The following is a 14,585-nucleotide window of genomic DNA, read 5'->3' as shown; positions in this document are numbered from 1 at the left end:
TATGGTATGAAGAAGTATCGTATCCTCTCTCCCCTCATCCTTAGCCTCACCTCAGCACTCCTCGCCCTCGGCAGCCCCAGCGTCCTCAGCGCCCAGCAGCCCGAGCTCGTCTATCGCCTCGGTCTGGAGCAGCGCCCCACCAGCCCCACGAGCTGGGGGCAGGGCGCCGCACGCATCACGGCCCTACAGCCCGAGAGCCCCGCGACACGCGCTGGCCTTCGGGTCGGTGACCTCTTACTTAGTATTGATGGGGTGGGGACTGCGGGGCTTAGTGCCCGCGAGGTAGACGAACTGCTGCAGCGCCCCACGGGGAAGCACCTCGTGACGCTGCGCCGCCTCGGGCAGCCTAAGCCTGAGACCCTGCTCCTCATCCCTGAGGCGAAGAGTCGTGCGGCGCGTACCGAGCGTGAGCTGGCACGTGCCTATGCCGCCTACAGCCCCGAGGACCAGGCGGAGTGGCCGCTGAGCTATCAGCTGAGCTACCAGGTGCAGCCGGGCTTTGACTTCGCTACGGTGCGTCGCTATGCCTTCGCGCCCTCCAGCGAACAGAATAGGGAGCTGGACGATGCCCTCTACAGCATGATCGCCCGCCAGCTGCAGGCCCTCGGACTGCAGGAGGACAAGGCTGCGCCCGACCTCATCATCGAGTGCTACTACGAGCTGCAGCCTACGGCGAGCCCGCGCCTCGATGCTGCCAAGCCCGCCCAGAGCCTACGCTACCACCCCGAGGAGGAGCGCGTACAGCTCCTGCCCATCATCCCCGAGGCTGGGCCCGACGAGGGCAGCTATCAGGTCAAGCTCAGCGTGCAGATGACGCGCCCCACCGATCCGCAGCGCCCCGTATGGCTGGCCGAGACGCGCGAGGGGCTGAGTGAGCCGATGACGCTCAAGGACTTTGCCCGCTACACCCTGCCCGTGATGCTGCGCCCCTTCCCCTTCGCCCCTAGTGGCAGCCGCCAGCACTTCACGGCCCGCCGCTCCCGCTACCTCTATACGGGGCTGCACTACGCGCTCCAGGATCTAGGGTGTGTGGTGGAGGTAGAGGAGGCTTCGCCCGCCTTCGCGACAGGCCTGCAGCCAGGGGATCGCATCCTCGCGATCAACGGCCACACGCTAGGCGACACCGACCTCACGCACCTCTCCGAGGAGCATCGCCGCTTCGTGCGTGAGACCGAGAGCTACCGTGAGGCAGGGCCCTTCGGCTACTGGAGCCCCAAGGCCTACGGCGCGCTACGTAAGGCCTTCGCCAGCCAGCCCTACAGCTACCTCTTTGCCTTCCGCCCCTATGTGAGCGAGGATCGGGGAGGCCTGCTGACCCTAGAGATCGAGCGCTCGGGCGAGCGCTACACGCTCCAGCTGCAGCCCGAGCTGCGACAGGAGTCTACCCTCATTCCCTTAGATCAATAGTTAGATGAATAGTGAGCCCCAAGCGCTGAAGACCTATCAGCTCGGGCGCGTGCAGCGCCTGCCCATCCTACGCCTTGTCTCCATAGGCGCCTACCTCGATGGCGGGATACAGGATATCCTCCTGCCGCTTAGGTATCTGCCCAAGGATGCAAAGGTGGGGGATGAGGTAGAGGTCTTCGTCTACCACGACAATGAAGGGCGCCTCATCGCCACGACGCTGCGCCCGCTGGCCCAGGTGGGCGAGGTGGCCTTCCTCCGCTGCGCCAGCGTATCCGAGGCGGGAGCCTTCATGGAGTGGGGCATACACCGTGATCTCTTCGTCCCCTTCCGTGAGCAGAGCAGCAAGATGCTCCTCGGCTACAGCTACGCCGTCTATCTCTACGTCGACCAGATGAGTGGGAAGATCGTCGGCTCGGCACGCCTCTCCAAGCACCTCGGCGGTAGCCCTGCGGACTACGCCCCCGGCTCGCTGGTGCACTGCATCGTCACCGAGCAGCACGAGGAGGGCTACCGCTGCGTCATTGAGGGGCAGCACTGGGGCTTCGTCTATACAGATGCGGCCCCGCGCATGCTTCGCCGTGGCGAGCAGCTCGAGGCCTACGTGGTGCGGGTACGAGAGGATAATAAGGTCGATCTATCGCTGCGTCCTGTGGGCTATGCCAAGGTGGACGGCGCTCAGGAGCGGCTCCTGGAGCTGCTGGAGCAGGCAGGCGGACAGCTGACCCTCGGGGATAAGAGCCCTGCCGAGGAGATCCTGCGGCAGACGGGCATGAGTAAGAAGACCTTCAAGATGACTCTAGGGGCGCTCTACAAGGCACGCCGCATCGAGCTAAGCCCTACGTCGGTACGCCTCAGCAAGGAGGGTAAGCGATGAGCGCCCTCCTTGTGCCCTCGCCCCAGGTCGCCCAGGTGCTGGAGCAGATGAATGAGGCCTCGCTACGCGGTGAGGCCTTCTTCTTTGCCCTGGACTTCGAGCTGCGGGAGGCGCTCTTCGAGTTGCGTCCCTTGGAGCAGCCCGAGCCGCGCTACTTCTTCTCCCTGCCAGGCTACAGCACGGCGAGCCCTGCCGTCCCTCGGCGCCCTAGGCTTGACCTCGTCCCGACGGTAGAGCCACTGGAGCGTTACCGCGAGCGCTTCGCGAAGGTACACAGAGGACTGATGTACGGGGATAGCTTCCTCGTGAACCTAGCGCTTAGGACGCCCGTCGAGCTCGAGGCCACGCTGGAGGAAGTCTACGTCACGAGCCGTGCGGACTACCGCCTCCTCGTGCCTGGGCGCTTCGTCTCCTTCTCCCCCGAGTGCTTCGTGCGCCTCGAGGGCGAGCGTCTCAGTACCTATCCGATGAAGGGCACGATCGACGCCCGCCTGCCTGATGCAGCGGAGCGCCTACACTCGGACTATAAGGAGAGCTGCGAGCACCATACCATCGTCGACCTGATGCGCAATGACCTGAGCCGTGTGGCCGAGCGGGTGCGGGTCGAGCGCTTCAAGTACCTCACCGAGCTCACGACCTCGCGCGGGCCGCTGCTGCAGATGAGCTCGGAGGTCGTCGGGCACATTGACCGCAGTGCGCTGAGGCTGGGGGATCTTCTGCTGGAGCTCCTGCCTGCGGGCTCCATCAGTGGCGCGCCCAAGGGGGCGACGCTGGAGCTCATCCGTAGCGCCGAGGGCGCGCCTCGCGGCTTCTATACGGGGGTGTGGGGTTACTTCGATGGGGAGCACCTGGATACAGCCGTCCTCATTCGCTACCTCGAGTACGAGGCGGAGACGAGGCGCTACTACTACCGCTCGGGCGGCGGCATCACCATCAACAGCCAGGCCGAGGACGAGTGGCGCGAATGCCTGCAGAAGATCTACATCCCACAGTAGGCCTGTGTCCCAGGCTCCTCTTACCTCTGCTCCCCTTGCCCCGCAAAGATCGGAGCGCTCACCAGCCCTATGCGTCGAAGTCTCCCCTTAGCCTAGCCAAGCCTTGCCTACAGACGAACTAACTTCCCCGATGCCCCCTTGCCGCTACCTCGAGACCCTAGGGCTGCGGGGCGAGGAGGCGCATGCCCTCGAGCTACACCGCGATCGGGTGCGCCGTACGCTGCTTCATGCTGGGGCGGCGCCCGAGGGGCATCCGCTCCTGGAGGAGCTTGTCCACGAGCGCCTCGTGGCGCGTCTTAGAGCAGAGCTAGGGGAGGGCTATCGCGCCGAGCAACTCTACCGCCTGAGCTATAGCTACGACCGCGAGGGGGTGCAGGAGCTGCGCTGCCTCGCCTACGTGCCTCGCAGGCTGGAGCGGCTCGTACTCTGGGAACTGCCTGAGGGCTTCGACTACAGCTATAAGTATGCCGATCGCAGCTTCTTCGAGGCCGTGCAGGCGGAGCTGCAGCAGGGGGAGCTACCGCTCTTCGTGCGCCCTGATGGGAGCCTAAGCGACACGAGCTATACCAATATCGTGCTGTGGACGGCGGCGGGCTATAGGACGCCCGAGCGCCCGCTGCTGGAGGGGACGGAGCGCAGGAGGCTCCTCGAGGCGGGGCGGATCAGTACCGCGCCGCTGGGGGTGGCCGACCTCTCGGCCTGCCGGGGCGTCTATCTGATCAATGCGATGATGCCGCTGGAGGCGGCACCGCTTCTCCCGCCGCCCGAGCTCGTCATACGGCGCGTATAGCCACCGCGGCGACGAAGACGTGCACCTCCGCCACGCCTGCCTCCTCCAGTAGGTCGCAGAGGGCGTGTAGCGTCGAGCCCGTCGTCAGGAGGTCGTCCACCAGGAGGACACGCTGGCCCTGTAGCACCCCTTGCTGCAGGGCCGCTTTAGTTAGGTAGAAGGCGCGCTGGGCATTGAGCATACGCTGCTGTCGGTGGAGCGTGGTCTGCGAATGGCTCCCGCGGTAGCGCCCTAGGTAGTCGGCACGGGCGGGGCAGCCGTAGTGCTGGGCGAGCGCCTCGGCCAGCAGCATCGCTTGGTTGTAGCCGCGGTAGGCGAGACGCTGGGACTCTATCGGGACGGGGAGGATGAGGTCGATGTCGCCCCGCTGGGGGCGGAGGCGCCCCTCGCTGAGGGCCGTGCGGATGATGAAGGGGGCGAGCTCGCGGTAGCCTGAGTACTTGAGCGCCGTGATCAGGCGGTGGCTGTCCTCGTCATGGTGGTAGATGGAGAGGGCTGAGAGGCTGCGGATGAGGGGCGAGCCGAGGAGGCGCTCGCGGGCGCAGGTATGCTCCTCATGGTAGCGGGGCAGGCGGCTGGCGCACTCGAGGCAGAGGCAGCGCTCGCTGAGGGCTAGGCGCCGCCCGCAGATCGCGCAGGGACGCGGATAGAGGAGGTCTAGGGCGAGGCCAAGGCTGAGTCGTGCCCAGCGGCCTAGGGCGGAGCGGCTCTGGGGCGCCTGCCCTACTGGGAGCGCTTGCTCCCGCGACCTTGATGGCTCTTGCCGCGGCTGCTGCTCGTGGGCTCCCTCCTTAGGCTGGCTCATCGCTTAGTCCTCCTCCCAGTCGGGCTCGTCCGTGTCGAGGAGCTGGGTGATGGCCTCCCGCACTTCGTCGTAGTCGTAGCCGCGGTAGAGGCCGAAGCGCATCAGTCGGTCGAAGGCCTTGCGGCGCTCCAGCCCTGCGGGGAGGCTGCGCTGCTTGGTACGCAGCAGCTCGAGGACGCGGGGCTCCTCGTCCTCGGCGCTTGTCTCCTCCTCGAGCTCCTCGAGGGCCGCCGCGATCACGGAGGAGGCGATGCCGTGGCGGCGTAGCTCGTGCTCGAGGCGGCGCGGGCCCCAGCCGTTGAAGCGGTGCTTGTCGTGGACGAAGGCGCGGGCGAAGCGTTCGCCGCTCACGAAGCCCTCAGCCTCGAGGCGCGTGAGGAGCTCGGCCTGCAGCTCCTCCGCCAGCTCGAGGCGCTGCATGCGGCGGCGTAGGTCACTCGGCGAGCGCTCAGCCTGGGCGCAGTAGTTGGCTAGACGGGCGTAGGCCTCCTGGGGGGTGAGCTCGGTCTGCTTCATGGCTGTGGGCTGTAGTGGAGGTGGACGAAGCGGAGCTTGCCGCTGAGGTCACGGAGCAGCTCGGCCGTGCAGGCCTCGGGCCCGACGATACGGCGCATGGCCTCCAGCGTCTCCTCGGCGTAGCGGGGGTTGAGCTCTACCCAGAGGCTGCCGCCAGGGCGTAGGTAGCCCTGCTGCACGAGCCGGGCCAGTGCTAGGTAATAGGCTATGGGGCTCGTCTCGGGGGCGAAGAGCGCCAGGTGCGGCTCGTGCTCCAGCACCTGCGGGCTCATGGCGGCGGCCTCCTCGGGGTGAATGTAGGGGGGATTGCTGACGATGAGGTCGAGGCCTCGGGGTAGGGCGCCCTCTGCGCTCTGGACGAGGCGGAAGAGGTCTTCCCTATAGAGCTGTACGCTGCGCCCCGTGGCGGCTCGGAGGGCGTCGAAGTTGCGCGCGGCGACCTGCAGCGCCTCCTCCGAGAGCTCAAGGGCATAGGCGGCCTGCAGCTCAGGTAGCTCTGCAGCTAGCGCGTAGGCGATACAGCCGCTGCCCGTACCGATGTCTACGAAGCTGCGGTAGCCCGCTTTAGATGCCTCCTCGAGGACGAGCTCCACGAGCTCCTCCGTCTCGGGGCGCGGGATGAGCACCCCTGGGGCTACGAAGAGGCTGTGCTGGAGGAAAGGCGCGTAGCCGAGGACGTACTGCAGGGGGCGTCCCGAGCCCAGCGCCTGGAGCTGCTGGGAGAGGCGCTCCCGGCAGTGGGGCGGCAAAAGCGTATCTTTGTCGACGACAAGCAGCTGCGAGCGGGAGTAGCCCAGGGCGTCCTCTAAGAGGCGCCGTGCGATCTCTCGGGCCTCACTGCGCTCGTAGAGCGGGCTGAGGACCTCGGCCGCTGCCGTGTAATAGGCATGTATCGTATCCATTAGGAGCAAAAGTAAGGATAAGTAATGACAGAGGCGCAGCAGTATATGCGACGTGCGCTGGAGCTGGCAGCTCTAGGGCAGGGACAGACGGGGACCAATCCTATGGTGGGGGCGGTGCTCGTGCATGAGGGGCGTATCATCGGCGAGGGCTACCACCATAGCTACGGACAGCCGCATGCCGAGGTGATGGCCGTGCGTAGTGTCACCGAGCCCGAGCTCCTCGGGGAGGCGACGCTATACGTGACCCTCGAGCCCTGCGCACACTATGGCAAGACACCCCCCTGTGCCGAGCTCATCTGCACGGTGGGCATCCCGCGCGTGGTCGTGGCCACGCTCGACCCCTTCCCTGAGGTCTCTGGCCGCGGCATCGAGCGCCTGCGCCGTGCAGGCATCGAGGTGACGCTGGGCGTGCTGGAGGCCGAGGCACGGGCGCTCAATGCCCCCTTCTTCACCGCGCACACCCTGCACCGTCCCTTCGTCACGCTCAAGTGGGCGCAGAGCTTCGACGCCTTCATGGACGCTCCGCGTCAAGATCGCAGCCTCGCGCCCGTCACCTTCAGCTCCCCGCTGCAGCAGCGCTCGGTGCACGCCGCGCGTATGGAGCACGAGGCCATCCTCGTGGGCTACCGCACGGCGCTGCTGGATGATCCCCAGCTCTCCAACCGCCTGTGGTACGGCCGCTCGCCGCTGCGCGTGGTGCTCGACCCCCAGCTGCAGCTCCCTCCAGAGCTGCGCCTCTTCTCGGACGCAGGCGCCCCGACGCTCATCGTCCACCTGGAGGCTGCGCGCTCGCGCGGCCGTGAGGGGGTAGATGAGACGCACCTCCGCTACCTCGCCCTCGAGGGTGAGCGTATCGAGCCGCAGCAGCTCCTGCAGCGCCTCTATGCAGATTACGGCATCCAGTCGCTGCTGGTCGAGGGTGGAGGAGCAACCCTGCAGCGCTTCGTCGACAGCGGGCTCTACGACGCCCTCTGTATCGAGGTCTCGGCCCAGCACCTTGGGGTAGGCGTGCCCGCCCCGCGCCTCCCCCGCTAGTATCCTCCCTTCACAGCTCTCTATATACCTATATTATTATGACCCTAAGTCAGGCTATCGCGCCTCTACAAGAGCGCCTCGCACGAAGCGGGATCGCTGAGCCCCGCATCGCCGCCCTCGTCTCGGGCGGTGTGGACAGCTCGGTCGTCGTGCACCTGCTGTGCGCGGCGGGCTACCGCCCTACGCTCTTCTATATCCAGATCGGGATGGAGGAGCGCGGCTTCGCGGACTGCAGCTGGGAGGATGATCTAGAGATCGTCCAGCACCTGGCGCGCCGCTACGACTGTCCGCTGGAGGTCGTCTCGCTGCACGAGGAATACTGGGCGAGCGTGGTGCAGTACACGATAGACACGGTGAAGAAGGGGCTAACGCCCAATCCCGACATGATGTGCAATAAGCTCATCAAGTTCGGTTGCTTCGAGGAGAAGTGGGGGCATGACTTCGACTTCATCGCCACGGGGCACTATGCCACGACCTGCTACGAGGGCGATCAGCTCTACCTGAGTACGGCGCCCGACCCGGTGAAGGACCAGACGGACTTCCTGGCGCAGATCAACTTTGCCCAGGTCAGCAAGCTCCTCTTCCCCACGGGGCACCTCCTCAAGAGCGAGGTGCGGCAGCTGGCCGAGGAGGCGCATCTGCTGAGTGCCAAGCGTAAGGACAGCCAGGGGATCTGCTTCCTCGGGAAGGTCAACTATAATGAGTTCATCGAGCGCGCCCTCGGCACGCGCGAGGGGCTCATCATCGAGCGCGAGACGGGTAAGGTACTGGGCAAGCACCGCGGCTACTGGTTCCACACGATCGGCCAGCGCAAGGGGCTGGGGCTGAGCGGCGGGCCGTGGTTCGTCGTGAAGAAGAATATCCGCCGCAATATCATCCTCGTCAGCCAGGGCTACGACCCTGCCGACCAGTATGGTGAGCACGTGGTGATGGAGCAGTGCGACTTCATCAGCCTCGATCCCTGGAGCCGTGCGGCGAGCCTCGCGGCGGGGACGGCGGTCGTGGTGCCGCCTGCCGAGCGCCAGCCTATAGCCGTGAGCTTCAAGATCCGCCACACGCCCGAGTTCACCCGCGGCGTCCTCAGCTACGATCCCGCGACGGGCTACCGCATCGATAGCACCGAGCCCATTCAGGGCATTGCCCCAGGGCAGTATGCTGTCGTCTATTCGGAGGATCATCACCTCTGCTTCGGCAGCGGGATGATTACGAAGGGCTTCTAGCACAGCCCTTCCCGCGAGGCGCTCTAGAGCGCTAGACCAGTATAGGGCGAGCGCCCGCAGTATCTCTATCCGTGGTGCTGCGGGCGCTCGTCTTTTATCCTTTGTTCTACTCGCTTCGCCCCCTTCCATGCGTCTTGAGGAGGCGACGAAGCCTCGCCACAGAGTCTCGGCCTAAGGGGGAGGGTCGCTGAGGGATATCAGTGGGCGCCGTGAGGGTCGTCAGTCAGCGCCGTGAGGGACGTCAGTCACGAGGCTGAGGGATATCCCTTGCGGAGCCAGCAGGGAGCACTTGGCGTCCCCCAGCCCCTTCGGGGGCGAGCGGAGCAGTCGCCAGGGGCGAGCTTGGAGCTACGTCCTGCCTTCGCTCGGCGTGGGGTGGGCGCGTGGCACGCTGAGGGATGAGGAATCTTCACACTTCGGGGGCTTGCTTTCAAAAACTTACCTTAGCACCTCGGCAGCTCGCTCGGACGAGCAGCTGGGCCCAAGGGTGCTAGAGGCTCAGTGGAGACTTTGTAGTTCGGCGAAATAGCCTATCTTTGCCGAACGACAAATGGGGCGTTGGAGGCCTCCTTACTACACATAGTTATACAATACAGCGCTACCGCATGACGCGATATGCACAGGCCGCATTGCCTGCAAGATGCTCCCTCGGGCCGCTCTGCTCAGGACTAGGAGCCCCCATAGCCTCACTACACTGCTAACGGATTACTCGTACGGACATGCTCGTCCTATCGTATAATACTTCACTAAACTCTCTATTATTCACTAAAACTCTACTCACATGAAACGAGCATTACTGTCGCTCGTCATCCTCTGCATGACGACGATCGCTGCTTGGGCTCAGGGTAAGGTGATCACGGGGCGCGTCCTCGACAAGGCAGGCGAGGCCGTTATCGGCGCTAGCGTGCTGGAGGTCGGGACGACCAACGGTAGCCTTACCGACATCGAGGGGCGCTTCAAGCTCACCCTACGGAACACGAAGTCCATCCTCACCATCTCCAGTGTCGGCTATCAGACGCAGAAGATCCAGCTCGTAGGTCTGGACCTCAGCAAGCCGATCACCGTACGCCTCGTCGACGAGGCACGCGTCACGGATGAGGTGGTCGTCACAGCCTATGGCGGTCGTCAGCTGCGTAGTAAGATGACCAACTCCGTAGCCACGGTACGCAACGAGAGTCTCAAGCAGGGGCTCTTCTCCAACCCCGCACAGGCCCTCTCGGGTGCTGTCTCTGGGCTCCGTGTCCAGCAGACCTCCGGTAGCCCAGGTGCGGCACCTACTCTCGTACTGCGTGGGGGGACCAACCTCGATGGCTCGGGCTCGCCTCTGGTCGTCATCGACGGGCAGGTGCGCAGCGGTCTGAATGACATCAACCCCGAGGACATCGAGTCCATGGAGGTCATGAAGGACGCTGGGGCTACGGCTATCTACGGTGCTCGTGCCAATAACGGGGTGATCCTCATCACCACCAAGCGCGGTAAGGCTGGCTTCAGCGAGATCCGCTTCAAGGCTAAGGTCAGTGCCAACTACTTCCACGACCTCTACGAGTTCCTCGGCTCGGAGGACTACATCCGCATGCAGCGCATGGCCATCAAGCGCTCCTCGGAGGTCTTCACCAACTCCCGCGGTCAGCTCGTCGGCTATACCAATCCCAGCTCGCTGTCGGGTAATGTCGGCTACGGTACGGGACGCTCCTACTTCGATCAGGATGGCGTCACTCCGCTCGATGGGAACAAGAACGCCCTGGCGACCTACGGCCTCTATGAGTACAACGACAACCTCAAGTTCCTCCTCGATCAGGGCTGGAAGACCATGACCGACCCTGTGACGGGCAAGAAGCTCATCTTCTCTGAGGAAGGTGGCCTGCGCCAGCACAACATCAAGGACGTAGCCATGAGCCAGGACTACAACCTGAGCTTCACGGGCGGTAATGATAGGGGGAACTACTACGCCAACATCGGCTACAACCACAGCAATGGTAATGCGCTGGTCGACTGGTACAAGCGTATCAACTTCGCCCTCAACGCCGACTACAAGATCCGCCCTTGGCTGACGTCCAACTCCAGCTTTGCCTTCACGCGTGCTGACTGGAATAAGCTGGGTAATGATGATGCCAACTACTTCGGCCGTGCCCTGGGTCTGCCCCCGACGCTCCGCCTACGCAATGCCCAGGGTCAGCTGCTCATCGGCCTCGGTGGCGGGGATATCAACTACAAGGTCGTCAAGGATAGCTACCTCCGCGACAACAAGACCAATAAGTTCAGCATGAGCCAGGCCTTCACCATCAACTTCCTCAAGGAGCTGACGCTGAAGCTGAGCGGTAACTGGTACTTCTCTCAGGCGTGGGATGAGTCCTTCAACCGTGACCGCCTCACGGCTCCTGGACAGTGGTATCGCTCGCGCTATAGCTACGCTGGTGCCTCGGAGACCCTCGACCAGACCTACAATGCGGTGCTGAACTACAACAAGACGCTCTTCGAGAAGCACAACCTCAGCCTCATGGCCGGTACCGAGTACTACGACAGCTACTACAAGGGACTCAGCGCCTCGGGCTCGGAGGCTAAGGTGGACGACTTCGCCGCCCTCGGCTACACCTCCGACGAGAAGGGCAAGCGCTCTACCGTCAGCTCCCACACGCATCTGCGTATCCTCTCCTACTTCGGCCGTGCCAACTATGACTACGATGGCCGCTACCTCCTCTCGCTGGTCGCTCGCTACGACGGCTACTCCAAGCTCGTGGATAACCGCTGGGGCTTCTTCCCTGGACTCTCTGCTGGCTGGGTCCTTTCGCGCGAGAACTTCTACAATCAGCTCAGCGGGCTGAAGGACGTGCTTAACTTCGCCAAGCTCCGCGTCAGCTACGGGAGCAATGGTAACGTCTCCGGCATCGGCGCCTACGACCTCTACGGCCGCTATGGCCTGTCCAAGTACGGCGGCAACGAAGCCATCTCCCTCACCAGCCTGCCTAACTACGGCCTCCGTTGGGAGAAGACCAACACCTTCGAGCTAGGGGCTGACCTCGGCTTCTTCAACAACCGCCTGATGGCAAACCTGACCTACTACAATCGTATCACGGTCGACAAGTTCGCCAGCATGCCCATCACCTCGCACTCAGGGATCTCGGGCTACAGCACCAACAACGGCTCGCTGCGCAACCGAGGCTTCGAGTTCGACCTCACGGCACGCATCATCTCCACCAAGGACTGGACCTGGAATGCGAGCCTCAATGGTGGCTTCAACAAGAACACCATCCTCAAGCTGCCGAATAACGGCCTAGAGCGCAACCGTCAGGGTGCCTATGAGGTCTACACCGGTAACGGCAACGAGAAGAAGTGGGTAGGCGGCTATCAGGAAGGCCAGAGCCCTGGCGACATCTACGCCTTCAAGGCCGAGGGCCTCTACCGCACCGAGGCAGAGATTCCCGAGAACCTCATCGACAAGGTCCCTGGCAAGAACCTCTACGGGCCTAAGGCCTGGGCTAATCTCGACGCCGCTACCAAGGACGCCATCAAGGCCCTGCCCATCCAGCCCGGTGATGTACGCTGGCGCGACGTCAACGGCGACGGCGTGATCGACCAGTACGACCGCGTCTACATCGGTCGCTCGACGCCTCTGGTGACGGGCGGATTCAACACGCAGCTCACCTGGCGCCAGCTCACCCTCTCGGCTCGCCTAGACTACGCGCTCGGCCACCACGTGATCGACGGCCGTACGCCTTGGATCCTGGGGAACATGCAGGGGACCTTCAACACGCTGACGATCGCCCGTGATAAGACCTTCAGCGCTGAGAACCCCAACGCCAAGTACTCGCCCTACGTCTGGGCCGACCAGCTCGGGAAGTCCAACTTCTACCGCAGCTCCTCACAGTTCATCTACCGTGGCGACTACCTCGCCTTCCGTGAGATCTCTCTCAGCTACCGTGTGCCCGAGTTCCTCACCAAGAAGATGGCCATGAATAGCCTCGAGCTCTCGCTGACGGCGCAGAACCTCGGCTACCTCACCGCAGCCAAGCTCGTCTATTCGCCTGAGCCAGGTGCTGACACCATGGGTGGCTACAGCCTGCCTCGTACGCTGGTCTTCGGGCTCAATGTCGGATTCTAATGTGTATGCTCTCTATGAATAAGTATAGACTATGGGCGATCGTAGCATGCGCCCTCTCGCTGACTGCACTGTCCTCCTGTAAGAGTGATCTGCTGGACCTTAAGCCCCTTGACCACTACGGCACCAACAACTACTGGAACAACCTCGCTCAGGTAGAGGCGAACTACCAGGCCCTCAATGGTATCCTGCGCAACAACTACTCTGTCTTCCGCGTCTTTGGCGAGCTGCGCGCCGGTACGATGAAGTTCACCGTATCGGCCACAGGCGAGAGTCAGTCCTCCGTGGAGGTAAAGCAGAGCGTCCTGGATGCTGACCGTCCTGGGATCTCCAACTGGGGCGGCCTCTACGGTGACCTGCTGCACATCAACCTCTTCATCAAGAAGGTAGAGACGCAGTGCCCCTTCCTCACGGACGCCGAGCGCAAGACCTATCTAGGTAAGGCCTACGGTATCCGCGCCTACATCTACTTCGTGCTCTACAAGAGCTACGGGGGGGTAGTCCTCGAGACGGAGCCCCGTGTAGCCGAGGAGGCGATCACCGACCCCACGAGCTACCACAAGGCGCGCTCCTCGGCCGAGGAGACGCTGGACTTCATCAAGAAGGATGTAGAGAAGTCCTCCGAGCTGCTGGCCACGAGCCCCTGGAAGAGCATCAAGACCGAGTGGTCGCGTGCTGCTACCGAGCTCCTCAAGGCTGAGGTATACCTCTGGTCGGCTAAGGTGACCACGGGCAACCATACCGCCACGGGTGAGGCTGACCTGCGCAAGGCGAAGACCGCCCTTGAGGGTATCGTCGGCAGCCAGGCCTTCGAGCTGGAGGATAAGTTCGCTGCGAACTTCGACGCCAAGAAGAAGAACGGTAAGGAGATCATCCTCAACCTTTACTTCGACCGTCAGGAGGCCACCAATGACTACGGTCACTACATGTACCAGAACCGTCTCTTCGTAGGCTCGGCCCGCGATAAGGACGGGGTGCTCTTCCCTGGGGATACGCTCAAGGCGATGAGCACGGGGATCCTCTACAACGAGTACAAGCCTAGCTTCGTGGCTAGCTTCGATGAGGATGACACGCGTCGTAGCGCTACCTTCTTCGAGTTCACGGTCGGTACGCCAGGTAACCTGCTCCCCGGCTCGGTATTCCTCAAGTATCAGGGACAGCTCTACTCGGACAATGCGCACATCTATGACAGCAATGTCATCCTCTACCGCTATGCCGATGTCCTGCTGCTGCTGGCTGAGGTGAAGAATGCCCTGGGCGAAGATCCCTCGGCGGAGCTCAACCTGATCCGCAAGCGTGCCTTCGGGACGAAGTTCGCAGGGCATGAGTTCGTCAGCGGCGACTTCGCGGCCAACGAGCTGGCTATCCTCAAGGAGCGTGACCACGAGTTCGCAGGGGAGTACAAGCGCTGGTATGACCTGCTTCGTCTGCAGGATGCCAGCAAGCAGCCCCTGGTCTTCTCCGCTGCTGCTGCTTACTCCGACGACCATCTGACGGGGACAGCTCCTACGCCTATCCTCAAGACGACGGAGCGTCAGAAGCTCCTCTGGCCTGTGGACCGCACGGTGCTCAATAACGACCCGCTGATCAAGCAGACCGAGGGCTACTAAGCCTATCCATCCTGTGGGGAGCAGCTCCTCCTGAGCTCCCTCCCCACCTCTAGCGCAGCGGCCGCAGCTGTCCCGTCTCGACGGGCACTGCGGCCGCTGCCTTTTCATGCCCCTATTCGCTGGGGGCTGAGCTGGGTCTTAGCCTCGTCCCCCCTTGCGCTCCGGCTCGTCCCCGCTATACCTCAGCTCCCTCATGGATAGCAGTCAGCACTCTGACAGCTATCCCTCAGCGCCGTCATACTTATCCCTCAGCCGCCTGACGGATATCGGTCAGGCGGCGGGCACTTAGCTCGCGATGTCAGGCGGTGGCTCGGTGGGGTGCGGCTCAGGGATAA

At 63.5% G+C, this 14,585-nt stretch carries 11 protein-coding genes; 8 read left to right on the top strand and 3 right to left on the bottom strand.

Going from position 1 to position 14,585, the window contains the following annotated elements; translation table 11 throughout:
• Positions 1–6 precede the first annotated feature (6 nt).
• The 4 genes from J4862_RS06450 to J4862_RS06435 all read left to right on the top strand — a co-directional run bounded on the left by J4862_RS06450 (position 7) and on the right by J4862_RS06435 (position 4,066).
• A complete protein-coding gene (locus J4862_RS06450) occupies positions 7–1,407 on the top strand; it encodes a PDZ domain-containing protein (RefSeq protein WP_211788305.1) in 1,401 nt (466 codons plus the stop codon).
• 4 nt (positions 1,408–1,411) lie between these two features.
• Complete coding sequence (locus tag J4862_RS06445) at positions 1,412–2,281, top strand: S1 RNA-binding domain-containing protein (protein ID WP_211788304.1); 870 nt, start codon at positions 1,412–1,414, stop codon at positions 2,279–2,281.
• Positions 2,278–3,276, top strand: coding sequence for an aminodeoxychorismate synthase component I (locus J4862_RS06440; protein ID WP_211788303.1), 999 nt, complete (start codon positions 2,278–2,280; stop codon positions 3,274–3,276). Before J4862_RS06445 ends, J4862_RS06440 begins: the two co-directional genes overlap by 4 nt.
• 130 nt (positions 3,277–3,406) lie before the next feature.
• Positions 3,407–4,066, top strand: coding sequence for an aminotransferase class IV (locus J4862_RS06435; protein WP_211788302.1), 660 nt, complete (start codon positions 3,407–3,409; stop codon positions 4,064–4,066).
• Here the strand turns inward: J4862_RS06435 and J4862_RS06430 are convergent.
• Genes J4862_RS06430 through prmC form a run of 3 tightly spaced genes read right to left on the bottom strand, consistent with a single transcriptional unit; the run spans position 4,050 to position 6,289 of the window.
• Entirely contained in the window at positions 4,050–4,871 is an 822-nt protein-coding gene (locus J4862_RS06430) for a ComF family protein (protein WP_211788301.1), read from the bottom strand. The two genes, J4862_RS06435 and J4862_RS06430, sit on opposite strands and share 17 nt — an antisense overlap.
• Before the next feature lie 3 nt (positions 4,872–4,874).
• Positions 4,875–5,387 (bottom strand): regulatory protein RecX, encoded by a 513-nt coding sequence (locus tag J4862_RS06425; RefSeq protein ID WP_211788300.1) that lies wholly within the window; start codon positions 5,385–5,387, stop codon positions 4,875–4,877.
• On the bottom strand, positions 5,384–6,289 hold the full coding sequence (prmC, locus tag J4862_RS06420) for a peptide chain release factor N(5)-glutamine methyltransferase (RefSeq protein WP_211788299.1): 906 nt from the start codon (positions 6,287–6,289) through the stop codon (positions 5,384–5,386). Before prmC ends, J4862_RS06425 begins: the two co-directional genes overlap by 4 nt.
• A gap of 24 nt (positions 6,290–6,313) precedes the next feature.
• Here prmC and ribD point away from each other — a divergent pair, with 24 nt between their 5' ends.
• The 4 genes from ribD (at position 6,314) to J4862_RS06400 (ending at position 14,250) form a co-directional block, all read left to right on the top strand.
• Positions 6,314–7,324, top strand: coding sequence for a bifunctional diaminohydroxyphosphoribosylaminopyrimidine deaminase/5-amino-6-(5-phosphoribosylamino)uracil reductase RibD (gene ribD, locus J4862_RS06415; RefSeq protein ID WP_211788298.1), 1,011 nt, complete (start codon positions 6,314–6,316; stop codon positions 7,322–7,324).
• 38 nt (positions 7,325–7,362) lie between these two features.
• Positions 7,363–8,544: a tRNA 2-thiouridine(34) synthase MnmA gene (gene mnmA, locus J4862_RS06410; protein WP_211788297.1), complete on the top strand. Its 1,182-nt coding sequence runs from the start codon at positions 7,363–7,365 to the stop codon at positions 8,542–8,544.
• A gap of 781 nt (positions 8,545–9,325) precedes the next feature.
• A complete protein-coding gene (locus J4862_RS06405; protein WP_211788296.1) occupies positions 9,326–12,643 on the top strand; it encodes a TonB-dependent receptor in 3,318 nt (1,105 codons plus the stop codon).
• A gap of 14 nt (positions 12,644–12,657) precedes the next feature.
• A complete protein-coding gene (locus J4862_RS06400) occupies positions 12,658–14,250 on the top strand; it encodes a RagB/SusD family nutrient uptake outer membrane protein (RefSeq protein WP_211788295.1) in 1,593 nt (530 codons plus the stop codon).
• The last annotated feature ends 335 nt before the right edge of the window (positions 14,251–14,585 follow it).

It is taken from the genome of Porphyromonas sp. oral taxon 275 (assembly GCF_018127745.1).
Lineage (GTDB): Bacteria > Bacteroidota > Bacteroidia > Bacteroidales > Porphyromonadaceae > Porphyromonas.
This window is presented reverse-complemented; position numbering and strand designations above follow the sequence as displayed.